Annotated in this window: 24 protein-coding genes; 21 read left to right on the forward strand and 3 right to left on the reverse strand. The window is 75.4% G+C overall.

Annotated elements, in window-relative coordinates; translation table 11 throughout:
- The coding region (locus BM237_RS27325) for a heavy metal translocating P-type ATPase (RefSeq protein WP_175541154.1) at positions 1 to 1265 on the reverse strand (1265 nt) is incomplete at its 3' end.
- 199 nt (positions 1266 to 1464) lie between these two features.
- Positions 1465 to 1746 carry a heavy-metal-associated domain-containing protein gene (locus BM237_RS27330; protein WP_093852456.1) on the reverse strand — a complete coding sequence of 94 codons (282 nt, stop codon included), beginning with the start codon at positions 1744 to 1746 and terminating at the stop codon, positions 1465 to 1467.
- Between the two features lie 180 nt (positions 1747 to 1926).
- Between BM237_RS27330 and BM237_RS27335 the strand changes: the two genes are divergently transcribed.
- The 14 genes from BM237_RS27335 (at position 1927) to BM237_RS29475 (ending at position 14474) form a co-directional block, all read left to right on the forward strand.
- Positions 1927 to 2910: a DUF8832 domain-containing protein gene (locus tag BM237_RS27335; RefSeq protein WP_093852429.1), complete on the forward strand. Its 984-nt coding sequence runs from the start codon at positions 1927 to 1929 to the stop codon at positions 2908 to 2910.
- 89 nt (positions 2911 to 2999) lie between these two features.
- The gene (locus BM237_RS29470; RefSeq protein WP_175541155.1) at positions 3000 to 3197 is read left to right on the forward strand and encodes a hypothetical protein; all 198 of its coding nucleotides are present in this window, start codon (positions 3000 to 3002) and stop codon (positions 3195 to 3197) included.
- 57 nt (positions 3198 to 3254) lie between these two features.
- On the forward strand, positions 3255 to 3539 hold the full coding sequence (locus BM237_RS27345; RefSeq protein ID WP_093852431.1) for an SHOCT domain-containing protein: 285 nt from the start codon (positions 3255 to 3257) through the stop codon (positions 3537 to 3539).
- Between the two features lie 145 nt (positions 3540 to 3684).
- The gene (locus BM237_RS27350) at positions 3685 to 4035 is read left to right on the forward strand and encodes an NADH-quinone oxidoreductase subunit A (protein WP_425443747.1); all 351 of its coding nucleotides are present in this window, start codon (positions 3685 to 3687) and stop codon (positions 4033 to 4035) included.
- Entirely contained in the window at positions 4026 to 5429 is a 1404-nt protein-coding gene (locus BM237_RS27355) for a hypothetical protein (protein WP_175541156.1), read from the forward strand. The genes BM237_RS27350 and BM237_RS27355 overlap by 10 nt, the downstream gene beginning before the upstream one ends.
- On the forward strand, positions 5426 to 6379 hold the full coding sequence (locus BM237_RS27360; protein WP_245794078.1) for a complex I subunit 1 family protein: 954 nt from the start codon (positions 5426 to 5428) through the stop codon (positions 6377 to 6379). Before BM237_RS27355 ends, BM237_RS27360 begins: the two co-directional genes overlap by 4 nt.
- A 6-nt stretch (positions 6380 to 6385) precedes the next feature.
- Positions 6386 to 7027 carry an NADH-quinone oxidoreductase subunit J gene (locus BM237_RS27365; RefSeq protein WP_245794079.1) on the forward strand — a complete coding sequence of 214 codons (642 nt, stop codon included), beginning with the start codon at positions 6386 to 6388 and terminating at the stop codon, positions 7025 to 7027.
- The gene (locus tag BM237_RS27370) at positions 7024 to 7329 is read left to right on the forward strand and encodes an NADH-quinone oxidoreductase subunit NuoK (protein ID WP_093852432.1); all 306 of its coding nucleotides are present in this window, start codon (positions 7024 to 7026) and stop codon (positions 7327 to 7329) included. Before BM237_RS27365 ends, BM237_RS27370 begins: the two co-directional genes overlap by 4 nt.
- Entirely contained in the window at positions 7326 to 9227 is a 1902-nt protein-coding gene (locus BM237_RS27375) for a proton-conducting transporter transmembrane domain-containing protein (protein WP_093852433.1), read from the forward strand. The genes BM237_RS27370 and BM237_RS27375 overlap by 4 nt, the downstream gene beginning before the upstream one ends.
- 2 nt (positions 9228 to 9229) lie before the next feature.
- Entirely contained in the window at positions 9230 to 10726 is a 1497-nt protein-coding gene (locus BM237_RS27380) for a complex I subunit 4 family protein (RefSeq protein ID WP_093852434.1), read from the forward strand.
- A 60-nt stretch (positions 10727 to 10786) separates the two neighbouring features.
- Positions 10787 to 12250: an NADH-quinone oxidoreductase subunit N gene (locus BM237_RS27385; protein ID WP_093852435.1), complete on the forward strand. Its 1464-nt coding sequence runs from the start codon at positions 10787 to 10789 to the stop codon at positions 12248 to 12250.
- 254 nt (positions 12251 to 12504) lie between these two features.
- Positions 12505 to 13968, forward strand: coding sequence for an MFS transporter (locus BM237_RS27390; RefSeq protein WP_093852436.1), 1464 nt, complete (start codon positions 12505 to 12507; stop codon positions 13966 to 13968).
- A gap of 87 nt (positions 13969 to 14055) precedes the next feature.
- The gene (locus tag BM237_RS27395; RefSeq protein WP_093852437.1) at positions 14056 to 14328 is read left to right on the forward strand and encodes a glutaredoxin family protein; all 273 of its coding nucleotides are present in this window, start codon (positions 14056 to 14058) and stop codon (positions 14326 to 14328) included.
- A complete protein-coding gene (locus tag BM237_RS29475) occupies positions 14325 to 14474 on the forward strand; it encodes a hypothetical protein (protein WP_175541157.1) in 150 nt (49 codons plus the stop codon). Before BM237_RS27395 ends, BM237_RS29475 begins: the two co-directional genes overlap by 4 nt.
- Before the next feature lie 129 nt (positions 14475 to 14603).
- Here BM237_RS29475 and BM237_RS27400 read toward each other — a convergent pair whose 3' ends face one another.
- On the reverse strand, positions 14604 to 14849 hold the full coding sequence (locus tag BM237_RS27400) for a hypothetical protein (RefSeq protein WP_093852438.1): 246 nt from the start codon (positions 14847 to 14849) through the stop codon (positions 14604 to 14606).
- 98 nt (positions 14850 to 14947) lie between these two features.
- Between BM237_RS27400 and BM237_RS27405 the strand changes: the two genes are divergently transcribed.
- From BM237_RS27405 to BM237_RS27435, 7 genes are all read left to right on the forward strand, one after another.
- Positions 14948 to 15253 (forward strand): FeoA family protein, encoded by a 306-nt coding sequence (locus BM237_RS27405; protein ID WP_217655938.1) that lies wholly within the window; start codon positions 14948 to 14950, stop codon positions 15251 to 15253.
- Positions 15250 to 17202: a ferrous iron transporter B gene (gene feoB / locus BM237_RS27410; protein ID WP_093852439.1), complete on the forward strand. Its 1953-nt coding sequence runs from the start codon at positions 15250 to 15252 to the stop codon at positions 17200 to 17202. Before BM237_RS27405 ends, feoB begins: the two co-directional genes overlap by 4 nt.
- Positions 17203 to 17210: 8 nt before the next feature.
- A complete protein-coding gene (locus tag BM237_RS27415) occupies positions 17211 to 17801 on the forward strand; it encodes a NifU family protein (protein ID WP_093852461.1) in 591 nt (196 codons plus the stop codon).
- A gap of 584 nt (positions 17802 to 18385) precedes the next feature.
- A complete protein-coding gene (locus BM237_RS27420; protein WP_093852440.1) occupies positions 18386 to 18889 on the forward strand; it encodes a hypothetical protein in 504 nt (167 codons plus the stop codon).
- Positions 18890 to 19223: 334 nt separating this feature from the next.
- On the forward strand, positions 19224 to 20513 hold the full coding sequence (locus BM237_RS27425) for a TIGR04053 family radical SAM/SPASM domain-containing protein (RefSeq protein ID WP_217655939.1): 1290 nt from the start codon (positions 19224 to 19226) through the stop codon (positions 20511 to 20513).
- Positions 20514 to 20614: 101 nt separating this feature from the next.
- Positions 20615 to 23185 carry a multicopper oxidase domain-containing protein gene (locus BM237_RS27430; protein WP_093852463.1) on the forward strand — a complete coding sequence of 857 codons (2571 nt, stop codon included), beginning with the start codon at positions 20615 to 20617 and terminating at the stop codon, positions 23183 to 23185.
- Positions 23186 to 23297: 112 nt separating this feature from the next.
- Positions 23298 to 24317: an Acg family FMN-binding oxidoreductase gene (locus BM237_RS27435; RefSeq protein WP_093852441.1), complete on the forward strand. Its 1020-nt coding sequence runs from the start codon at positions 23298 to 23300 to the stop codon at positions 24315 to 24317.
- Positions 24318 to 24336 lie beyond the last annotated feature (19 nt).

A 24336-nucleotide genomic window follows, 5' to 3' on the forward strand; every position in this document is an offset into this window, starting at 1 on the left:
CCGCGTCCGGTGCCGACCATCAGGGCGGTGGGGGTGGCCAGGCCCAGGGCGCAGGGGCAGGCGATGATCAGGACGGCGACGGCCGCGGTGAAGGCCGCGGCCCACCCCCCCCCGGTGCCGAGCCAGAAGCCCAGGGTGCCCAGCGAGATCAGCAGCACCACCGGCACGAAGACGGCCGAGACCCGGTCGGCCAGCCGCTGCACCTCGGCCTTGCCGCTCTGGGCGTCCTCCACCAGCTTGGCCATCCGGGCGAGCTGGGTGTCGGAGCCGACACGGGTGGCCTCGACGACCAGCCGGCCGCCGGCGTTGAGGGTCGCGCCGGTGACCGCGTCGCCCACACCGACCTCGACGGGGACGGACTCGCCGGTCAGCATCGAGGCGTCCACGGCCGAGGAGCCCTCGACCACGGTGCCGTCGGTGGCGACCTTCTCGCCGGGGCGGACCAGGAAGCGGTCCCCGACGGCCAGCTCGGCCACGGGGACGAGCTCCTCGCGCCCTCCCCGCAGCACGGTGACCTCCTTGGCGCCCAGCTCCAGCAGGGCGCGCAGGGCGGCGCCGGCCTTGCGCTTGGAGCGGGCCTCGAAGTAGCGGCCGGCCAGGATGAAGGCGGTCACTCCGGCGGCGGCCTCCAGATAGATGTTGGCGGCGCCGTCGGTCCGGGCGATGGTCAGCTCGAAGGGGTGGGTCATGCCGGGCGTTCCGGCGGTGCCGAAGAACAGCGCCCACAGGGACCAGAGGAAAGCGGCCGAGGTGCCCACCGAGATCAGGGTGTCCATGGTGGCCGCGCCGTGCCGGGCGTTGGTGAAGGCCGCCTTGTGGAAGGGCCAGGCGGCGTAGGTGATCACCGGGGCGGCCAGGGTCAGCGACAGCCACTGCCAGTAGGTGAACTGCCAGGCCGGGACCATGGCCAGCGCGATGACGGGCACGGCCAGGATCACGGCGGTGGCCAGACGCTGCCGCAGCGGCCGCAGCTCGTCCCCCTCTTCCGCGGCGGGGGCCGCCTCGCCGGAGTCCCCGCCGGCCGCCTTGCGCTCGGGGGCGGGGGGCGTGGCGGTGTAGCCGGTGGCCTCGACGGTGGCGATCAGATCCTCCACGCCGACGCCCTCGCCGAAGGCGACCTTGGCCTTCTCGGTGGCGTAGTTGACGGTGGCGCTCACACCGTCCATGCGGTTGAGCTTCTTCTCGATACGGGCGGCGCAGGAGGCGCAGGTCATGCCGCCGATGGCGAGTTCGACCTCAGCTGCTTCGCTGGCGGTGGTGGTCATCACTGCTCCTCGGGCAGAAGTGACAGGTGCTGGGTGTGGTGCGGGTGCGGAAGAGAGGCCGGGCGGCTCGGCCGGGAGTTCGCGGCCGGTGATCTCACCGGCCGCGGTCGCGCTCCTCGTCCCCGCCGGGCGGGAGGGACGGGTGCCGGGCCCGCCGGACAGGGGGCCCGGCACGGGGGAGGCGCGTGGAGAGGACGGGTCAGGCGGCCCGGCCGGTGAGCTCGTATCCGGCCTCGTCGACGACCTCGGCGATCCGGGCGTCGTCGGGCGCGCCGGCGGTGGTGACGGTGACCCGGCCGGCCGCGACGTCGACCTCGACGTCCAGTACGCCGTCCAGCTCGCCGATGACCTTGGTGAGGGTGGCCTTGCAGTGGCCGCAGGTCATGCCGGCGACCGCGTAGACCGTTGCGGTGCCCTCGGCGGTGGCGGTCTGGGTGGCGGTGGTCGAGCAGCTTCCGTCAGGGGTGCAGCAGGACGACATGGTGTTCCTCCGGGAGATCTCGTTCATACCCCAGGGGGGTATCCCTGGTGTCGTCATGTATACCCCCCGCCCCTATGTTTGGCAAGTCCTCTCCGCCTGCTTGCGCATACCCCTCGGGGGTATATGCTTCCGTGTCGAGCCCTGTTAGGGCAGGGCACGTCCAAGGAGGGTGAGAGCACCATGAACACCGCGCTGAAGATCACCGCGTTCACCGCCGCGCTCGCGGCCGCGTTCGGGGCCGCGTACGGCGTGGGGAACGCCGTGGACCCCGTCTCCACCGAACCCGCCCCCGCGGCGCACGCCGGCCACGGGGCGGACGCGGGGCACGGGGACGCCGCGCCGGGGCGCGGGGGAGAGGGGAGCGGCCACGGGGAGGCGCGGGCCGGCGGCCTGCAGATCTCCGAGGGCGGCTACACCCTGGACCTGGACACCTCGCGGGTGAAGGCGGGCGAGGAGACGGAGCTGGGCCTCACCGTCCGGGGCGAGGACGGACGGCCGCTCACCTCCTACCGCACCGAGCACGGCAAGCAGCTCCATCTGATCCTCGCCTCGCGAGACCTGGCGGTCTACCGCCATCTGCACCCGAAGCGGGCGGCCGACGGTTCCTGGAGCGTCCCGGTGGACCTCCCCGCCGCCGGCGACTACCGCGTCTTCGCCGACTTCGTCCCGGCCGCCGAGGGCGCGAAGCCCCTCACCCTGGGCGCCGACCTCGCCGCCGTCGGCGAGTACGAGCCGAAGAAGCTCCCCGAGCCCTCCCGCACCGCCACCGTCGACGGCTACACCGTCACCCTCGACGGCTCCCTGCGCCCCGGCGCGACCGGAACCCTCGATCTGAAGGTCGCCAAGGACGGCCGCCCCGTCACCGACCTCCAGCCCTACCTCGGCGCCTACGGCCATCTGGTCGCCCTGCGCGCCGGCGACCTCGCCTACCTCCACGTCCACCCGAACGGTGAGCCCGGCGACGGCGCCACCGAACCCGGACCCACCGTCTCCTTCGCCACCACCGCCCCCAGCAGCGGCTCCTACCGCCTCTTCCTGGACTTCAAGCACGACGGGAAGGTCCGTACCGCCGCCTTCACCGTCGCCGCCGACGGCACGGCGAAGGCCGCAGAGGAGAAGGGCGGCAAGGACGCGGGCCACGACGACGGCGCACACCAGCACTGAACCGGTGCCGCCGGCCGCGGGCGGCCGCTCACCGGGTGGCGGCGGGCCGGACGCCCCGGGCGGCCTTCGGTGCGGGAGGATCCGGCGCGGTGGTCCGCCTGTACCGGCTCCTCTTCCCCGGAGCGGGGCCGCACCGCGTGACGCGGCCGGGCGTCGCCGCCGGATCCTTCGCGACCATGCTGCTGCCGCTGCTCGTCGCCTGTGGTCCGGTCCTGGGCCGACCGGGTACGGCGGCCGGGACCGTCGGCCCCTGTGCCGCGGTCGGCGCGGAGGCATCCTGGCAGTAGGCGGAACGCCGGAGCGGACGCGATGACCGCGTCGGCCGGCCCGGGAGGTGGCGGACGATGATGTTCTGGAACGGCCACGGTGTCAGCGGCTGGGAGTGGTTCGCGATGTCGGCCGGCATGATCCTGTTCTGGGTGCTGGTCATCACCGCGGCGGTCCTGCTCTTCCGCGCCCTGGACCGCCCCCGGCAGAGCCCCCGCGCACCCCAGGGGCCCGGCACGCCCGGGGTGTCCTCCGCCGAGCGGCTTCTGGCCGAGCGGTTCGCCCGCGGCGAGATCGACGAGGAGGAGTACCGGGGCCGTCTGGCCGTCCTGCACTCCTCCGGCCCACCCGCCAAATCCTGACCGGGGCGGTGATCCGCTCTCCGGATTCCGGCCCGGCCGGAGCGGTCGCCGTACGGAATGAATCACTCCTTGCGGGGTACCGGCGTGCGGACGCCCCGTGCGAGCCGGGGCGGACGACTCCGGACGGACGTTGGGCGAGGAGAACATGCGCGAGTTCCTGGACCTGGGGGCGATGCTGCTGTTCGCGGCCGGTGCGGTCGCCGCGCTGCGCCTGCTCCACCGGCTGACGGCCGTCCGGGGGGAGCCGCTGCTTGCCGCGCCCTTCCTCTCCGGGAACACTCCCGACGAGCACGCGCTGTCGCGTTTCCACGCCCGCTGGTACGCGCTGACGCTGCTGTTCCTCGCCTTCGACGTCGAGATGCTCTTCATGTATCCCTGGGCGGTCGTCGTCGCGGAGGTCGGGACGGCGGCGGTGGTGGAGATGTTCGTCTTCCTCGGCCTGCTGATGTGCGGCGTGGTGTACGCCTGGCGCGAGGGGGCCCTGCGATGGGCCTGAGCACCGCTCTGCGGAACCTGTCGGAGCGCCTGGCCGCACCGGCCGCCCGCAGCCCTCGCGTCCTGCTGGTGGCCTGTCCCGGGGCCACGGCCGTACGGCTGGCGGCGGAGGCGGCCGTGGCCGGGCTCGGCGGCCGTCCGGCCGGCTCGCCCGCGGAGGCGGACGTCCTGCTCGTGGCGGGAGAACCGTCCGAGGAGATGCGGGCCGCCGTCGACACGGTGTGGGGACAGATGCCGGAACCGCGCGTGCGGGGGGAGGTGTCGCGGCCCCGGGACGCCGGGGCGGTACTGCGCGGCCTCCTGCCCGCGCTCACCGGCCCGGGGCAGGAGGCGGAGGCCGCGCGGCGGGACGACGAGTGGGGGAGGAGCGGGGGAGAGGAGGGCCACGGCGGGCACAGGGGCGGTGGTCACGAGGGTGGTCACGAAGGCCACGGCGGGCACGGGGGCGGTGACGGTGGCGGCCACGGAGACCACGGTGGCCACGGCGGGATGCGGATGCCCGGCGGACTGATGATGGCCGACCGTGCCGAGGACCGCGACGGCCTGAAACTGGACGTGCTGCACGTACCGCTGGGGCCGGTGCTGCCCGGCTGGCCCGCCGGTCTGGTCGTCGACACCGTCCTGCAGGGGGACGTCGTACAGCGGGCCGGGGGCCGGGCGCTCCCCTCCGCGGGGCCGGTCGGTCCGCCGTTCTGGCAGGCCGACGGCGATCACCCCGTGCCTCCCGGGGCCCGTACGGCCGCCTGCCATCTGGACTCGCTGGGAAGGCTGCTCACCCTGGCCGAACGGGAGGACGCCGCGGCCGGGGCCCGCCGACTGCGCGACCGGCTGCTCGCGGGCGAGCCGGCGGAGGCGGTCCGCACGGACTTCGGACCGTGGCGGCGGCGGGTGGAGCGCTCGCGCATGCTGCGGTGGGCGACGGACGGCATCGGTGTGCTCACCCCGGCCGACGCGGTACGGCTGGGTGTGAGCGGTCCCGCCGTACGGGCCCGGCCGCCCCATGACGCGACCGCGCGGTGGCTGCGGTGGCTGGTGGAGACGGACGAGGCGCTGGCCGGCGGGCAGGCGCCCGGCGGAGGCCCGCGCGGCCACCGGGCCCCGGACGGCTCCCCGCCCTCGCGCGGCCTGCTGGACGCGGCCGTCGAGCTGATGCCGGGTCTGGAGCTGTTCGCCGCCCGGCTGCTGGTGGCGAGCCTCGACCCCGACCCGGACGAGCTGGCCGGGCCGGAGCACAGGCCGGAGCACGGGGAGGCCGAGGACGAGGCGCGGGGCGAGGAGACGGGGGAGGGCTCGCACCGGGATCACCACGGCAACAGTGAGCACGGCAACAGTGAGCACGGCAACAGTGAGCACGGCCACGGTGAGCACGGCAGCGGCGGGGGTGGTGAGCGGTGACCGTCACCGGAGCGCCGGTGTGGGCGGTGGTGCCCGCGGCCGGGGTGCTGCTGGCGATGGCGCTGGCCGCCGCCGTGCTCGACGCCCTCCTCGGCACGACGGGGACCGGCGGAGGCGGCGGAACCGCAGCGGCGGCGCGCGGCCGGAGGTGGTCCCGTCCGCTGGCCGAGTCGGCGCGGCTGATGCGGCAGCGCGGCCGGACCACGGTGGCGCCGGACCGGCTGCTGTGGCGGATCGGCACGGCGGGTCCGTTGGTGGCGGCCCTGCTGATGGCGGCGGTGGTGCCCGTGGGCGGGACGGTGGTGGCCGACCTGCCGGTGGGCATCGTCTGGTTCAACGCGGTGGACGTCACCCTCTGGGCGGTGGTGTGGCTGGCGGGCTGGGGGCCGAACAGCGTGTATCCGCTGGTCGGCGGCTACCGGTTCGTCGCCCAGGCGCTCGGCTACGAGCTGCCGCTGATGTTCGCGCTGACCGCGCCTGCGGTGGCGGCGCGGAGCCTGAACGTGGGCGAGGTGGTCCAGGCCCAGCGGGGGCTGTGGTTCGCGGTGTGGATGCCGGTGGCGTTCGTGGTGTTCCTGGGGGCTGTGGCCGCCTTCGGCATGTGGGGGCCGTTCTCCTCCCCGGTGGGCCGTGACGCGGCCGGGGGAGTGCTGGCGGAGGCGGCCGGGGTGGACCGGCTGCTGCTGCTGGCCGGGCGGTACGCGCTGCCGGCGGCCGGGTCGGGGATGGCGGTCGCGCTGTTCCTGGGCGGCGGCGCGGGGCCGTGGCTGCCGGGCTGGCTGTGGTCGCTGATCAAGACGCTGGCCGTTCTCGCGCTGCTGGTGGTGCTTCGGCGCCGGCTGCCGGTGCTGAGCCCCGAGCGGATCGTGCGGATCGGCTGGCTGGTGGCGCTTCCGGCGGTGCTGCTGCAGGTCCTGGTGGTGTCCGCCGTCGTGGTGGCGAAGGGGTGAGGTGAGGTGCAGACCGCGCTGTTCTGTGTGCCGGCCGTGGTGGCCGTCGCGTCGGGTGCCGCGGTGTTCACGGTGGACTCCATGGCCCGGGCCACCTACGCCCTGGCCCTGTCGTTCGTCGCCGCCGGTACCTCGCTGCTGCTGCTGGACCTGGCCTATCTCGGTGTGGTGACGATCCTGATGATGGTCATGGAGATGGCGATCATGGCCGTCTTCATGGTCATGTTCATGATGAACCCGGCCGGTCTCATGCCGATGTCGATGCTGCACAACAAGCGCGGAGCGGCGGTCATCTCCGGCGGGGTCTTCCTGGCCCTGGGCGCTGTCGCGCTGCTCGTCCCGTGGCCGGAGCGGCGCGGCACCACGCCCGCCGATCCGACCCGGGCGGCGGGCGAGGCGATCATGGGCTCGAAGATGCTGGTGATGACCGGTGTCGGCGCGGTGCTGTTCACCACCATCGTGTCGGCCCTCGTCCTGGCCGTCTCCCGCGGCCGGTACGGCGACGACGAGGGCGCGCAGGACGGGCACCGCGAGGGCCGCGGCCCGCACGGCGGCCACGGCGGCGGCCAAGACGCGCATGCCGGCCATACCGACCACGCCGGCCACGGCACACACGCCGCCTCCTCACCGCAGGAGGACGCCGCATGACGCTGGAACTGTTCCTGCTGCTGGCCTCGGCCCTGTTCGCCGTCGGGGTGTACGGGGCGCTGAGCCAGCAGTCCGTGGTGATGGTGATGATGGGCCTGGAACTGATGGTCAACGGCGTCATCGTGGCGGCGGCCGCCTTCTGGTACTTCCTCGCCCCGGCGGCCCCGGACGGACAGGTCCTGGTGCTGGTGGTCATCGCGGCCATGACCGTCGACATGGCCATGGGCTTCGCCGTGGTGACACTGCTGTTCCGCGCGAGGGACGCCGATATGACCGACATGGCCGCGGAGCTGAAACGGTGAGCGGGCCGAGCGCGCTGCTGTGGTCCCTGGTGCTGCTGCCCGCCGCGGCCGGAGGCGTCCTCGCCCTGTCCGGCGGCGGACGCCGCACCGCCGGGACGTACGACCGGCCCGGCGGCACAGGCCGTGCCGCGCCCGCCGTCGCGGTGGCCGTCGCGGCGGTCACCCTCGCCCTGGCGGTCGCCGCCGCCCTCGTCCGGCCCACCGCACGGGCCGGTTTCGTGGCGGGCGGGCCGCTGGAGCTGGCGGTGGACGGGCTGTCGGCCGCGGTGGTCGTGACGGTGGCGGCGGTCGGTCTGCTCGTGCTGGTCTTCGCCGCGGGCGGCATCCGCGCCGAGCGGCCCCGCTTCTTCGGCCTGATGCTGCTGTTCACCGCCGCCGTCCTGGTCACCGCCACCGCCACCACCCTGACCGCCCTGCTGCTGGCCTGGGAGGTGATGGGCGCCACCTCCTACGCGCTGATCGCCTTCCGCTGGCGCGAGGACGCCCCCGCGGCGGCCGGGACGACCGCCTTCCTCACCACCCGCGCGGGCGATCTCGGGCTGTACCTGGCGGCGGGCGCCGCCCTCGCGGCCCCGGCCGGGGGAACCGGCGCCGGTGACCGGCTCGCCCTGGACGCCCTGGCAGGCCTGGACGGCGCCTGGCCGCACCTGGCCGCCGCCGGGGTGCTGCTGGCCGCCTTCGGCAAGGCCGCCCAACTGCCCTTCTCCTTCTGGCTGTCCAGGGCGATGCTCGGCCCGAGCCCGGTCAGCGCCCTGCTCCACTCGGCCGCCATGGTGGCCATGGGCGGCTATCTGCTGCTGCGGCTGCGCCCGCTGCTGGAGTCCGCCGGCTGGGCGTCCGGCGCCGCCGCCTGGGGCGGTGCGCTCACCGCGCTCGCCCTGGGCGCGGTCGCCCTGGCCCAGCGGGACCTCAAACAGCTCCTGGCCGCGTCCACCGCCGCCCAGCTCGGCTTCGTCGTGCTGGCCGCCGGAGCCGGGAGCGTCGCGGGCGGAACCGCCCACCTCGTCGCCCACGCGGCCGTCAAGTCACTGCTCTTCCTGGCCGCCGGGGCCTGGCTGGCGGCACTGGGCACCGACGGCCTGCGGGAACTGCGCGGGGCCGCCCGCCGGGACCGGGCGACCGGTCTGCCGTTCGCGGTGGGCGCGCTCGCCCTGGCCGGGGTGCCGCCGCTGTCTCTGTGGGCCACCAAGGACGAGATCCTGGCCGCGGCGGACTCCCCGGCCCTGTACGGGGTGGTGCTGGCCGCCGCCGTCCTGTCGGCCCTGTACGCGGGCAAGGCGATCGGCCTGCTGCTGGGACCGGGCCCCGAACCGCCCGCCACGGCCGGACGGAAACCGGGGGGAGGGATCTCCGGCCCGCTTCGGACCGCGCCCCTGGCCCTCCTCGCCGCCGGAGCCGCCGTGCTCGGCGCCCTGGCACTGCCGCCACTGGCCGGAGAGCTGAAGCGGGCGGTCGGGGCGCCCGGCGAGCCCTCGGCCGGCGCGGCCACCATGGTCGCCACCGCCGTGCTCGCCCTGGCCGCGACCGCCTTCGCGGCCGCCTCGGCGCCCAGGCTGCCGGAGCCGGCCTGGGCCCGCGCCTGGCTGTACCTGGAGACGGCCGCGCACACCGTCGCCGTACGCCCCGCGCTGGCCGCCGCCCGCACCCTGGCCCGGTTCGACGACAGCGTGCTGGACCGCGCCGCCACGGGGACCGCCGCGGGGGTGCGGCGCCTGGCCTCGTGGGCGGCGGCCGCCGACCGCTCGGGGGTGGACCGGGCCGTCCGGGGCGTCGCCGACGGCGTCCGGTACCTGGGCGAGCTGGCGCGCCGCCCGCAGACCGGACAGCTCCACCAGTACTACGCCCAGGCCCTGGTCCTGCTGACCGCGGCCGCCGTCCTGCTCCTGCTGCTGGGGTGAGCATGCTCTCGCTGACCGTCTTCCTGCCGCTGGCCGCCGCCCTGGTCCTGTCGGCCCGGCGCGGCCTGCCCGACGCGGCCGTGCGGTGGCTGTGGGTGGCGGTCTCGGGAGCGGAACTGGGCCTGGTGGCCGTGCTGTGGGCCACCTACGACGGCCCGGGCATCGGCCATGAGACCGACCGGCCGTGGATCCCCGGTGCGGGCGCGGGCTACCACATCGGCGTCGACGGGCTGTCCCTGCCGCTGCTCGCCCTGACCGCCACCGTCTTCCTCGCCTGCGCGGTGTACTCGCTGCGGGGCCGCCACGCACGACACGGCATCCGCCGCTTCGCCGCCCTCTTCCTGGCCCTTGAGACCACCTGCCTGGGCCTGTTCGCCGCCCTGGACCTGATCCTGTTCTTCCTCTTCTTCGACCTGTCCATCGTCGGCATGTACCTCGTCATCGCCGGCTGGGGGCACGGGGAGCAGGCCGCCCGCTCGGCGCTGAAGTTCTTCCTCTACACCTTCGTCGGCTCCCTCGCGCTGCTGCTGGGCTTCATCGGTCTGTACACGGCCTCCGACCCGCACACCTTCGACATCACCGAACTGGCCGCCGACCCGCCGCTGGAGGGCGGCGGCGCGGCGGGCCCGCTGGTGCTGCTGGCCATCGCGGTCGGACTGGCCGTCAAGACCCCCACCTTCCCCTTCCACACCTGGCTGCCCCCGGCCCACACCGACGCGCCCGCCGCCGGGTCGGCCGTACTGGCCGCGGTCCTGCTGAAGATGGGCACCTACGGCTTCGTGCGCATCGCCATGCCGATCCTGCCGGAGGACTGGCGCGCCCACGCCATGGTCTTCGTCGCCGTCGGCGTCGTCTCCGTCCTCTACGGCGCCCTGGTCGCCCTGGCGCAGAGCGACTTCAAACGAATGGTCGCCTACACCAGCGTCAACCACATGGGCTACATCCTGCTGGCCCTGGGCGCGGCCGGGATGGTCGCCGACGCCGACGAGGCCGCCCGCTCCACCGCCGTGACCGGGGCGGTGGTCCAGATGGTCAGCCACGGACTGATCACCGGGGCCCTGTTCCTGCTGGCCGGAGTGCTGATGGAACGCGGCGGCACCTATGAGATGGACGCCTGGGGCGGGCTGGCCGGACCCATGCCGCGGTTCGCCGCGCTGACGGCCGTCGCGGCCTTCGCGGGCCTGGGGCTGCCCGGCTTCAGCGGTTTCGTCGCCGAGTTCCAGATCTTCGCCGGGAGCCTGGGGGCCGTACCGGTGGCCACCGCCCTGGCGCTGCTGGGCATCCTGGTCACCGCCGGGCTGTTCCTGTGGGCGCTGCACCGGCTCCTCCTGGGGGCCCGGCGCGAACCGAGGCCGGTCGGCGCGGACCTGCGCCCGGCCGAACTGCTGTCCGTGGCACCGCTGCTGGCGCTGTCCCTGCTCATCGGCGTCCTGCCCCGGTGGCTGCTGGACACGGTCGAGCCCGCCGCCCGCACGGTCGTCGACCTGGTCTCCCGGTGAGCGGCGTGGAGCGGGCGGGATCCTCGGGCAGGGCGCTCCGGGAAGGCGACGGTGACTGACATGCACAAGGAACCGCTGGCCCTCCTCCCGGAGATCCTGCTGCTGCTCGGCGCCGTCGCCGCACTGCTGGCCGGCTCCTTCCTGCCGCGCCGTCGCCAGTGGGCCGCCCGCGCCGGGGCCGCCGCCGCGCTCGCGGCCTCCCTGGCCGCCGCGGTGGTCCTCGCGCCCGGGGACGACCGCACCGTCTACGCCGGCACCTACGCGCTGGACGGCGCCACCGACGCGGTCCGCGTCATCGTCCCCGCCGCGGCCCTGACCGTCCTGGCACTGGCCTCGGGGCGGGTGCGCGGCGACCGGCGCGAGACCGAGTTCTGCGTCCTGGTGCTGCTCGGCTCGCTCGGCGCCGTGCTCCTGGCGGGCGCGTCCGATCTGCTGCTGCTGGCCGTCGCCTATCTGCTGGCCTCCATCCCCCTGTACGCACTGGCCGGCTGGGGGCGCGACGCGCGCGGCGCCGAGGCCGCCCTCAAGCTCTACCTGCTCGGTGTGCTGCTGGGCATCACCATGCTGCTGGGCACCGCCGTCCTGTACGGGCTGGGCGGCGCCACCGACTACGCGGCCCTGGCCGACGGGCTCCCCGGCGCGCCCAGGGCGGCACTCGCGGTGGGGACGGTGGCGCTGCTGGCCGGCCCGCTGTTCAAGGCCGGTGCCGTCCCCGCCCACTTCTGGGTGCCCGACGCCGCGTCGGGGGCGACGGTGCCGGCCGCCGCGTTCCTCACCACGGTTCCCAAGATCGGCGCGCTGGTCGCCCTGTACCGGGTGCTCACCGTCCTGCCCGAACAGGTCCTGCAGTGGCGGGTGCTGCTGGCCGTTCTGGCGGTGGCGACCATGACGCTGGGCAACCTGGCGGCCTTCGCCCAGAGGGACCCGCTGCGGCTGCTGGGCTACTCCACCGTCAGCCAGGCCGGCTATCTGCTGATGGCGGTCGCCGTCGCGGGGCGCGCCGAAGCCCTGCGCTCCCTGCTGCTCTACCTCGCGGCCTACGCCGTCACCAACCTCGGCGCGTTCGCCGTGGCCGCCGCGCTGCCCACCTCGCGCACCCTGGAGGCGTACCGCGGTCTGGGAAGGCGCCGGCCCCTGCTGGCCGCCGCGCTCACCGTCTGCCTCCTGGGCCTGGTGGGCACCCCGCCCACGGCGGTGTTCATGGGCAAGCTGACGGTCTTCTCCGCCACCTGGGACGGGGGCATGGCCTGGCTGGCCGTCGTCGCCGCCGTCAACACCGTCGCCAGCCTCTTCTACTACCTGCGCTGGATCGCGCCGGTCCTGTCGATTCGCGGCCCAGGCCGGCCCCCGCAGGACGCCGGGCCGTCCGGAGGGAACGGGCGACGGCGGGAGGCGGCGGCGGTCGCCGCCGAGCCCGGGCGCTGGGCGGCGGGCACGGCGGTGGCCGCCGCGTCGGTCACTTTGGTGCTCGGCGCCGGCGCGGGATGGGGGCTCGGCGCCCTCTCCGACGCCCTCGTACGGTGAGGCCGCCGCAAGGGGGCGGCCGGGACGGCCGGGACGGCTCGGCGGCGTAGAGGACGGCGGGCCCATGCCGCAGCGGGCGCCCCGGAGCGGGGATCCGCCGCCCTGCCGGGCACGGGCGCGCCCAGGGGGCGCTTCTTCATCCGTTCGCATCCCCTGGGAGGGACTTTTCCGCGATCGGACTGGCCAACGCATACCCCTAGGGGGTACCTTTTCGGTGCTCGGATACATACCCCCCTCCCGTATAGGAGTATGTGATGTCCTCTGCCCCGCCCTCACCCAGTCCCCGGCGCTGGAAGGCGCTCGGGCTGATCGCGCTGGCCCAGTTCATGGTGATCATGGACACCTCGATCATCGGGGTGGCCCTGCCGCAGATGCAGACCGATCTGGGCTTCTCCCAGGAGAACCTCTCCTGGGTCTTCAACGCCTACGTCATCGCCTTCGGCGGGCTGCTGCTGCTCGGCGGCCGCCTGTCGGACCTGCTCGGAGCCAAGCGCGTCTTCAGTGCCGGGTGGGCCGTACTGGCCGCCGGCTCGCTGATCGCCGGCCTGGCCGGCGAGGTGTGGGTCGAGCTGGCCGGCCGCGCCGTGCAGGGCGCCGGCGCCGCTCTGATCGCCCCGGCCGCGCTGACCCTGCTGATGATGCTCTTCGGCGGCAACCCCAAGGAGCTCACCAAGGCGTTCGCCCTGTACGGGGCCGCGGCCCCGGCGGGCGGCACCGCGGGCGTCTTCCTCGGCGGCGTCCTGACCGAGTACGCCAGCTGGCCGTGGGTGTTCTACGTCAACATCCCCATCGCCGCGCTGGTGCTGGCCCTCACACCCTCGCTGATGCCCTCCGCCCCGCCCCGCCGCGGCTCCGTCGACCTCCTGGGCGCGACCGCCGTCACCGCGGGACTGGCCGTCGCCGTCTACGCCATCGTCCGGGCTCCCGAGACCGGCTGGGGCGCGGCGCGGACCTGGCTGGTGCTGGGTGCGGGGGCCCTGCTGCTGGTCGCCTTCGTCGCACTCCAGGCGCGCCGCAGGGAGCCGCTGATGCCCCTCCGGATCTGGCGCGCCCCCAACCTGGCCGCCGCCAACATCGCCCAGCTGCTGCTGGCCGCCGCCTGGATCCCCATGTGGTTCTTCCTCAACCTCTACCTCCAGCAGGTGCTGGGGCTGGGGGAGTTCGCCGCGGGATCGGCGCTGCTGCCGATGACGGTCGCCATCATGGTCATGATGATCGTGCTGGCGCCCCGGCTGATCGCCCGCTTCGGGCCCAACCCGCTGGTCGTCGCGGGAATGCTGGTGCTCGCGGCCGGTATGTTCTGGCTGTCTCTGGTCCGCCCCGACGGCACCTTCTGGGCGGACGTGCTGCCCGCCTCGCTGGTGGCGGCGGGCGGTATGTCGCTGGCGTTCATCCCCTCGCTGGGCACCGCCGTCTCCAGCGCCCGCCCCGAGGAGGGCGGCCTGGCCTCCGGCATCGTCAACACCAGCTACCAGGTGGGCTCCGCCCTCGGCCTGGCGGCCATGACCGCGGTGGCCGCCTCCCGCGGCGCACAGGAGCTGGGCGACACGGCCGCCCTCACGGACGGCTTCTCCGCGGCCTTCCTGGGAGCCGCCGCCATCGCCGCGGCCGGAGCCGTCATCGCCTGGTTCACCCTGCGCCCCGCACCCGCGCCCGAGGCGGCCGCCGAGCCCGCCGGATCCGAGCGGGACAAGCCCCGTACGGCGGAGGCCCGCTGACGCACCGTCCCTGTCCGAACCGACCGCCGGCGCCGCCGGACACGGAAGACCCCGTGCCCGGCGGCGCCCCTGCCCCGGAGGCTCCTGATGCAGCAGATCGAGGTCTACGGCACCGACTGGTGCCCACAGGTGAAAGAGGTCCTGGCCCGGCTCGCCGGCGCCGGCGCCGCCTACCGCTACCACGACATCGACACCGACAAGAAAGCCGCCAAGGCCGTCTACCGCCTGCAGCGCGGGACCCGCCGCGTCCCCACCCTCGTCCTGCCCGACGGCACCGTCCTCGTCGAGCCCACCGACGATCAGCTCCGCGACCACCTCACCGCGGCGCCCGGCCCCGAGCGGAAGGGGGAGACGGAGTGAGGATCCCCCCGACGGCCTCCGACCTGCGCCGGGCGGTGGACCATCCGGCCACCCGCTGCCTGCTGGCCTGCCTCCTGGCCGCCATGGCACGCCGGGCGCAGGGGGCCTCCCCCTCTCCCGCCCGGAGGAACGGCTGCTCCTCCTGACCGCCATCGCCCCGAAGGCGGGCACAGACCGACGGATGTGGCCGACGGACGTACCTGCGCGACGCCACCGGTCCGCCTGAGCCGGACCGCGGTGGTGACGCGATGGTCGACATCCGCGGCCTCCAAGGCTCACCCGGCCACCTCGACGCGCTCCCCGGGCCGCTGCGGAGCGCGCCCCGGCCCCGTCAGGGCGGGCCCGGCCGCGGTGGTGCACCCGCTGTCGGCCCGCTCGTCGATACCGACGCCGACGCCGACGCCGATACCGACGTCCGGCAGTTCTCCACCGGAGGTGCCGGGACGGCCCACCGCGGTGTGGGCCGCAAGGCCCGTGTGGTCCGGGCCGATGAGGCCGAACGGCCCCCGCCCCAGGGCCACAGGACCCGGGCCCTCCCCGGACAGGTAAGCCTAACCTCACCATTGGCGGTGATCGGCTGCCGGGCACACCCGCCCGGCGCGAGGTGGTGGAGGTGCGCGTGAAGGGCACGGACGGGGTGTTCGGCGAAGCAGGCGGTCCGGGGACCACGGCCATCGGCTCCCCGCCGCTCTCCCTGGCGGATCTGGCACCCGGTACCAGCGCCGTGGTGACCGGGGTCCTCGCCGACGGCGAGCCGGCGGTCGTCCGCCGGCTGCACGACCTCGGATTCACCCCGGGCGCGGTCGTGGAGGTGGTGCGCCGGGCCCCGCTGCGTGATCCGGTCCTCTACCGGATCAAGGGCTGTGAGGTGTGCCTGCGCCGTGCGCAGGCCGTGTGCGTGCGCGTCGGGGAGGCGGCACGGTGAGCACGGGATGCCACACCGGGGACGGCACGGACCCGGCGGCCCCGCCCGGGGCACCGCGGATAGCCCTGGTCGGCGCCCCCAACTCGGGCAAGACCAGCGTCTTCAACGGCCTGACGGGCCTGCGCGCCAAGACCGGCAACTACCCCGGGGTGACGGTGTCCCGGTTCGTCGGGACCTCCCGGACGGGCCGGCACCGGCATGTGATCGAGGACCTGCCGGGCACCTACGGCCTGGAACCGGTCAGCCCGGACGAGCGGATCACCGTCGATGTGCTGGACGGCCGGCTGGAGGGCGCACGGCGGCCGGACGCGCTGCTGATCGTGGTGGACGCAACCGCGCTGGAGCGCTCCCTCGGATTCGCCGCCCAGGTCCTGGCCCGCGAACTGCCGGCCTGTGTGGTGGTCACCTTCACCGACGAACTGGCCCGCCGCCAGGGCCGCCTGGACACCGAGGCGCTCGCCGAGGCGCTCGGCGTGCCGGTACTGCCCGTGATCGGCCACCGCGCGGTGGGCGCCGCGCGGCTGCGCGAACAGCTCACCACCTGGCGCACCTGGCCGGTCCCGGCCGTGGCACCGCCCACGGAGCCGGCGGAGCGGGACGCCTGGGCGGAGTCGGTCCTGGCCTACGCCGGCTACCGGCCTCCCGAGCGCCACCGGATCACCCAACGCGCCGACGCGGTACTGCTCCACCCGGTGTGGGGCACGGCGGTGTTCTTCGCGGTGATGGCGCTGTTCTTCCAGACCGTCTTCACCCTGGCCGCCCCGCTGCAGGACAGGGTGGAGGAGCTGTTCGCGTGGCTGTCGGGCCGCGTGGACGCCCACGTCGGCAACCCGTGGCTGTCCGGGTTCCTGGGGGACGCCCTCATCGGCGGGGTCGGCGGCGTGCTGGTGTTCGTCCCGCAGATCATGCTGCTGTTCCTGCTCCTGGCCCTGCTGGAGGGAGTGGGGTACATGGCGCGGGCGGCGTTCCTGATGGACCGGGTGATGGCCCGCTTCGGTCTGGAGGGCCGGGCCTTCGTGGCGCTGCTGTCGTCGTTCGCCTGCGCGATCCCCGGCATCATGGCCACCCGCACCCTGCCCTCGGCCAGGGACCGCCTGGCCACGATGATGGCCGCGCCGCTGATGACCTGCTCGGCCCGGCTGCCGGTCTACGTGCTGCTCATCGGTCTGCTGGTCGACCCGTCCGCGCGCGTCGGCCCGTTCGGCGCGCAGGGCCTGGTCATGTTCGGCCTCTACCTGCTCGGCGCCGTCTCCGCGATGCTGGCCGCCTGGGTGTTCAAGAGTCTCGGGGACCGCCACAGCCGGCCGGTGCCGTTCTTCATGGAACTGCCGCCCTACCGGCTGCCCGCCCCGCGCGCGGTACTGGTGGCGATGTGGTCCTCCGCACGCGCCTTCCTGCGCAAGTGCTCGACCGTCATCGTCGCCACCAGCGTCGTGCTGTGGCTGCTGCTGAACCTGCCGGTGCACACGACCGGGCAACTGCGCGCCGCCGGCGACGACACCGCCGACACCACGGCCGTGTCCGCCTACACCGCCGACCACAGCTACGCCGCCGGCCTGGGCCGGGCCGTGGCCCCCGTCTTCGAACCGCTGGGCTTCGACTGGCGCGTCAACGTCGGCATACTGTCCGCCCAGGCCGCCCGCGAGACCTTCGTCGCCACCCTCGGCCAGGTCGCCGCCGCCGAGGATCCCGAACAGCCGGAACAGGCCCTGCGGGCCATGACCCACTCCGGCGGGGACCGCGCCGGGCAGCCGGTGTTCACCGCGCCCACCGTCGCCGCACTGCTGGTCTACTTCGTCTACGCGCTGCAGTGCATGGCCACCGTCGCGGTCCTGCGCCGGGAGACCGGCACCTGGAGATGGCCGGCGACCGCCTTCGCCTACCTGACCGTGCTGGCCTGGCTGATGGCCTACCTGGCCCGGACGGTCACCGGCCTGCTGGGCGGGTGAAGCCGGCCGTGGTCCCCCTGCACCCCCAGCGGATCCCCGGCCGGGCCGACCGGCTGCGCTGGATCGTCCCAGCCGGAACCCTCACCGGCACCGGCCCGCTCGCCGAGGTGCCCGAACCGCTGGCCACGCTGCTGACCGACGGCACCCTCACACGGATCGAACTGGAAGGCGAGGCGGTCGTCACCCGCCTCGGCGCGGACCGTACCTGGGCCCGGGAGGGGCCCAGGGTCCGCAGCGCGCTGCACGCCGCCCTCGGCGATCCCGCCGGATGGATCCCGGCCACCGGCGGTGCCCCCCGCGACGACGACGCACGGCTGTACGACACGGCACGCGCGGTCATCGCCGGACAGGTGGGTGACTTCGCCCGCTCCCACGGCGGCCGCATCGAGCTCGTCGGTGTGCGCGACGGCGTCGTCACCGTCCGCCTCGGCGGCGCCTGCCACGGCTGCCCCGCATCGTGGTTCACGCTGCACCAGCGCCTGGAACGTCGGCTGAGGCAACGCCACCCCGGTCTGCGCGCGGTCCGCGACGCCGCCTCGCCGACGACGCCGGCAAGCCTGTTCGGCCGCCCCCACGGCTCCTCCGGGGCATCCTCCTGAACGCGCCGGCCCGGTCGCCCGCACGCCGTGCGTCCGGCGGGGAAGGCCGTCGGCCGGGCGGCGCCCGGCACCGCGCTTCGAACCGTGCTCCAGGGCCGGAAGCCGCCGGGAGCCGCCGGACGGCCTTCCGGCCCCGTCCGGCGGGCCTCGACAGGGACCAATGGCCCCCGTACCGGGGCCCGGTCGGCGGGGGAGCCGACCGTGCCCGGCGTGCATGCTGGGCACCGACCGGATCGCAGATGCCCATCTGTACGACCGCGCTCCATGCTTGCCGGGCGGCCGGTTCCCCTGCCCCCGGCTGCCGCGGGTGCGGCGCGTACGGCGCGCGGCGCCCGGTTCGGTCGGGCGTCCGGCCGCTCACCGCGGCCGGACGCGGCATCCGCCCCGGCGGCGGGCGCCGTAGGCGCGGCCCGGCCCGCGTCGGCCGGGCCGCGCGGCCCGGCCTGCCCGGGGCACGGCCCCGAGCGTGCTCACCGTCGCCACGGCCCCCCGGGGCGCCGCCGTCCGGACGGCGCGCGGACAACGCGCCGCCGGCGCACGCACCCCCGTACCCACGGCACACGAGGAAAGAAGGAACACCCGCCATGAACAGACCCCACCGCCGGACCGGCGCCCTGCTCGGGACGGTCGGCACAGCCCTGGCAGTCGCCGGGCCGGTCATGGTGCTGCGCGGACGCGGCGGCAGGAAGGAGATCCGGGCCGAGCTGGCCGACCAGAGGATCACCTTCCCCGAACGCGGGCTCCCGGCCGAACTCGCCCCCCACGCCGGCCGGCGCGTGGAGACCGGCCCCGACGCGCACGCCTACGCCGAGTTCATCAGGGGCAACCTCGCCCACACCACCGGTGGCCGTACCTACGCGGAGATCACCGCGGAGCTGTACGCGGCCGGAGGCGACGACGAGAAACTCCTGGAGCTGCGCCAGACCGCGTTCACGGGCCAGTCCCTGCGCGCCTCGCTGATGTCCGCCTACCAGGCATGGCACCTCACGACCCTGGTCACGGGCCTGGGCGCCGCGCTGACCGGCCTGGGAGCCGCGCTGGTGGCCACCGCCGCAGCGCTGGCGGAACGTTCACCGGAGCACCCCTGACCCGTCGCGGCGGCGTGACGCGCCACCGCACGGCACGCCGCCGCGATGGCCCGTCCGGCCCTGCCGCACCCGCGGTGAGGAGGGACCGTCGGCCCTACGGGTGAAGACCATCGGCCGCCGCGCCGACCACCGCCGCCGGTGGATGCTGACGGCGACCGAACCGGAGGTATCCCGTGCACGACCACGTCGACCGCTCCCGAGGCCGCTTCCACCGCTGCCGCCCGCGGTGGCTGCCGCGCACGGTCCGGCCCGGCCACCGTCCGGCCGCCCGCCTGGTCTGCCCTGACTCCAGGACGGCCGGACGCAGCCCCAGGGCGCTGGGGAGGGCCGGACGGTGAGCGCCGCCCGGGCCATCCGCCGGCAGCGGCACGACGCGGGGGAGCGGCCCTTCATCGTCATCTGGGAGTCGACCAGGGCCTGCCCACTGGCCTGCCTCCACTGCCGCGCCGAGGCCGTGCCCGGCCGCGACCCGCGCGAGCTGGACACCGCCGCCGCCAAGGACCTGCTGCGCCAGGTGGCCGCCTTCGGGCAGCCCGCCCCGCTGTTCGTCATCACCGGCGGCGATCCGTTCCAGCGCCCCGACCTCCCCGAACTCGTCGCATACGGCCGGGAGGCCGGCGTCCGGGTGGCGGTGTCCCCGTCCGGTACCCCGACGCTCACCGCGGAGCGGCTGCGCGAGCTGCACGCGGCGGGCGCGGCCGGCCTCTCGCTCAGCCTGGACGGCTCCACCGCCGAACTGCACGACGGCTTCCGCCGGGTGCCCGGGGTGTTCGGCTGGACCCTGGACGCCTGGGACACAGCGCGCGCCCTCGGCATGAAGGTACAGATCAACACCACCGTCGCCCGGCACAACCTGCACGATCTCCCCGGCATCGTCCGCCTCGTCGCCGAGCACGGCGCGATGCTGTGGAGCGCCTTCTTCCTGGTGCCCACGGGCCGTGGCCGCACCCTCGGAGCCCTGACCGCCGACGAGGCGGAGGACGTCCTGAACTTCGTGTACGACGTCGGCCTGACCGTGCCCGCCAAGACCACCGAGGCCCACCACTTCCGCCGGGTCGCCCTGCAGCGCCAGGTCCTCGCCGCCGCCGGCGACGACCATGTGGCGGTGCTCGGACTGGGCCCGCTCTACCGGGAGTTGAGCGAGCGGGCCGCGGAGCTGGGCCTGGACACCGGAGCGCGCCGGGTACGGCGGCCGCCACTGGACGTCAACGCGGGCCGGGGCTTCGTCTTCGTCTCGCACACCGGCACCGTGCACCCCAGCGGTTTCCTCCCCCTGGCCGCCGGAAGCGTCCGCGAGACGCCGCTGACGGAGATCTACCGGGACTCGGAGCTGTTCACCGGACTGCGGGACCCCGACCGGCTGGGCGGCCGGTGCGGAGCGTGCGAGTTCCGCCGGGTCTGCGGCGGTTCGCGGTCACGCGCCTACGGCGTCACCGGCGATCCGTATGCGGAGGAGCCCTGGTGCGGGTACGTCCCGGGCTCCTTCCCCCACCGGCGGGAACTGGCCGCGCTGCTGTCCGGCGACGTCGGCGCCGGGGGCCGGCCGGTCCGCGGGCACACGGCCGGGCGCGCGCCGGACCGGAACAGCGGTACGGAGCCCCCCGGGCGCCGAGGGGCGGCATGACCGGCGCCGGGGCCGGGCGCGCCCGGCCCGCCGGACCCGACGACGCGACCGCCGGCGCGGACGGGCCCGCCAGGTACCCGAACAGGTTCAGGAACTCCGGGATGACAGCCCGTCATCTGCGCGCCCACGTCCTGATCGTGGCGTGGCTGGCAGCGGCCCTGCTCATGGTCGCGGTGCGGGAGCCGCTGCCGGCGGCCCGCTGGATGGCCGTGCACATGTTCCTGCTCGGCGCCGCCACCACGGCCGTCCTGGTCTGGAGCGAGCACTTCGCCGTGGCCATGCTGCACGCCGGGATGCCCAGCGCACGCTGGAGCGCCGCCCGGCTCGGGGCCGCCAACCTCGCCGTGGCCGGACTGCTCGCCGGTGTGTGGGCCGCCTCGCCGGTGCTGACGGCCGTCTCCGCCACGCTGCTGGTGGCCGCGGCCGTCGCGCATCTGGTGATGCTGGTCCGCCTCGGGCGGGGCGCGCTCCGGGGGCGGCTCAAGCCGATCGCCGCCTACTACCAGGCGGCCACGGCGGCCCTGATCGCCGGCGCCGTCCTCGGCGGGCTGCTGGCCACCGGCGGCGCCGGCGGGCCCGACGGGTACGCCGGGCTGCGCCTGGCCCACATCCACGCCACACTGCTCGGCTGGATCGGGCTGCCGGTCCTGGGCACGCTGTTCATGCTGTGGCCGACCGTGCTGGGCGTACCGATGAAGGACCGCACCGTGAAGGTCTCGCGGTGGGTGCTGCGGCTCACCGGCGGCGGGTTGCTGGTGGCGGTCGCCGCCCTGGCAATCGGCCGGCGCTGGCCGGCCGCGGCCGGCCTCGCCCTCTACGCCGGGGGAGCGGTCCTCACCGCGGCCCTCCTGGTCCGTACCGTACGCGGCGGCAGGCCCGTCTCCGCGGCGGCCGCCTGGATGCTCGCCGCGGCCACCTGCTGGCTGCTGATCGCGGTGGCGGCGGACCTGGTGTGGCTGGCCGCCCGGCCGCTCGCGGACGCACAGACCGGGATCGACGCCCTCCTCCCGGTGCTGCTGATCGGCTTCACCGCGCAGATCCTGATCGGAGCGCTCACCTATCTGCTGCCGGTCGTCCTCGGCGGCGATCCGAAGGACCGGGCGGCGATGCGGGCGTTGCTGGAGCGTGGCTGGCCGGTGCGGCTGGCGGCCCTCAACGCCGGTGTCGCGCTGACGGCGTTTCCGCTGCCCGGTCCGGCCGCGACGGCCGGCGTGCTGCTGGTCGCCCTGCCCGGCGCCGCGTTCCTGGCCCTGGCGGCGGCCGTCCTCGTCCGCGGTGGCCGGGTGCTGCCGCAGGAGGCGGGAAGGGAGCGCGCGGGGCGGCGTCCCGCAGTGCGGGGCACGGTCGCGGGGGCCGCCGCTCTGGCCGTCCTGACCGCTCTGGCCGTCCTGACCGTGCTCATGACCGACGGCGGCGGGGACACCCGCGAGCCGGCCGCCGCTTCCCCCGCGGGAGGCGGCGCCGCCACCGCGACCCGCACCGTCGACGTCGCCCTCACCGGCATGCGCGTCCGCCCCGCCCGGATCGAGGTCGCGGCGGGCACCGCCCTGCGACTGAAGGTCACCAACGAAGACGCCCAGCGCCACGACCTGCGGGTGGAGGGCGGCCCGGCCACCCCGATGCTCGGCCGGGGCGAGAGCGCCCGTCTGGACGTCGGAACGGTCACCGCGAGCCGTCAGGCGTGGTGCACCCTGCCGGGCCACAGGGCGGCCGGGATGACGATGGACATCGTGGTCGGGGACCGCGACACGGCCGAGGACGGCGGTGGACAGGAGGAACACGCCCCGGCGGCCGGGGCGGCCGGGCCGGATCTGGCGGCGGAGTTCTCGCCGGGCTGGGCCTCCCGGCCGGCCGGGCTGCCGCCGGCCGGTCCGGGCCGCGTCCACCGGGTGACCCTGCGCACGGTGGAGAAGGACATCGAGGTCGCTCCCGGGGTGCGGCAGCGGATGTGGACCTTCGGCGGCACCGCGCCGGGTCCCACCCTGCGCGGCCGGGTCGGCGACACCTTCGAGATCACTCTGGTCAACGACGGGTCGATCGGCCACAGCATCGACTTCCACGCCGGGGCGCTGGCCCCCGACCGGCCGATGCGCACCATCGAGCCGGGCGAGTCGCTGGTCTACCGGTTCACCGCCGGGCGGGCGGGCGCGTGGCTGTACCACTGCGGCACCGCGCCGATGCTCCAGCACATCGCCAACGGCATGTACGGGGCCGTCATCGTCGACCCGCCGCAACTGCCCGAGGTCGACCGGGAGTATCTGCTGGTGGCCTCCCAGCTCTATCTGGGCGCGGTCGGCAGTGAGGGCCGGGTGGCGAGGATGCGCGCCAACACCCCGGACGCCTGGGCCTTCAACGGGGTGGCCGGGCAGTACGCCCGGGAGCCTCTGACGGCGCGGGCGGGGGAGCGGGTCCGTTTCTGGGTGGTGGCGGCGGGGCCGGGTGGCGGGGTCGCCTTCCACGTGGTGGGCACGGTGTTCGACACCGTGTATCAGGAGGGCGCCCACCGGCTGCGTCCGGAGGATCCCGGGGGCGCCCAGGTGCTCGGCCTGTCCACCGCGCAGGGGGGTTTCGTCGAGGCGGTGTTCCCCGAGGCCGGCCGCTATCCGTTCGTCGACCACGACATGCGCCGCGCCGAGGCCGGCGCCCACGGAGCGGTGGAGGTGAGCGAGTAGTCGAACACCGCCGGCCGGCGGGCCCCGTACGGCCCGCGGGCACGGCCGCAGGCCCCATGGCCGCCGCCCGCCCGGCCGGCGGCCACGAAGCGGACAAGGAAGGGAAGGCGCCATGCGTACCCGAATCCCGCTGGACGCAGCCACCGTGGAGCCGCTGCTGGCGGCCGCCGTGGCGGCCCCGTCGATCCACAACACACAACCCTGGCGCTTCCGCCTGGACTCCGGCCATCAGGTGCTGGAGGTCCACTCGGCGCCGGAGCGGACCCTGCCGCTGACCGACCCGGCGCACCGCGCCCAGTATCTGTCCGTGGGCGCCGCGGTGTTCAACATCCGGATCGCCGCGGTCCACCAGGGCCTGCGGCCCGAGGTGAGACTGCTGCCGGACCCGTACGACCCCGGCCTGCTGGCCGCCGTGCGGCTCGCCGGTCCCCTCGGCGCGGACGACCTGCCGCCGGGCCCCGACCTCCACGCGGCCATCGCGCGACGGCACACGAGCCGGAGGCCGTTCACCGGCCGCCCGGTGCCCGAGCCGATCGTGGCGGGGATGGCGTCGGCCGCGTACGCCTGCGGCGCCCGGCTCAGCGTGCCGGACATCGTCGGCACACGGCGGCTGCTGCGGCTGACCGCCGCGGCCGAGGCACGCAACCACGCCCACCCGGACCGCACCGCCGAAACCCTCTCCTGGATCACCGCGCCGGGCAGGGGCTCCCACTACGGCATCCCCGTCACCGCCCTCGGCCCGCCGGATGCGGGCGGGCGGATGCCGATGCGCGACTTCACCGGCGCGCTGCCCACCCTCCGCCTGCCCGCCATGTGGTTCGAACGCCATGTCCAGCTCGCCCTCCTGTGGACGCCCCACGACCGGCGGGAGGACTGGCTGCGAGCCGGTCAGGCCCTGCAGTACGTCCTCCTCACGGCGACCGCAGCCGGCCTGCGCACCTCACTCCTGCACCAGGCCATGGAGTGGCCCGACCTGCGGGCCGCGACGGCCCTCCCGCGGCACGGGCGGTGCCATCCCCAGGTGCTGCTCCGGTTCGGTTACGGCCCGGACGGCGCCCGCACGCCGCGGGCCACCGGGCACCCGGCGGCCCGCACCGCGGCACCGCCCGCGACCGGTACCGGGCCGGACTGAACGCTGCGCCCCCGAGCGC

The organism is Streptomyces mangrovi, from assembly GCF_900114215.1.
GTDB lineage: Bacteria > Actinomycetota > Actinomycetes > Streptomycetales > Streptomycetaceae > Streptomyces > Streptomyces barkulensis.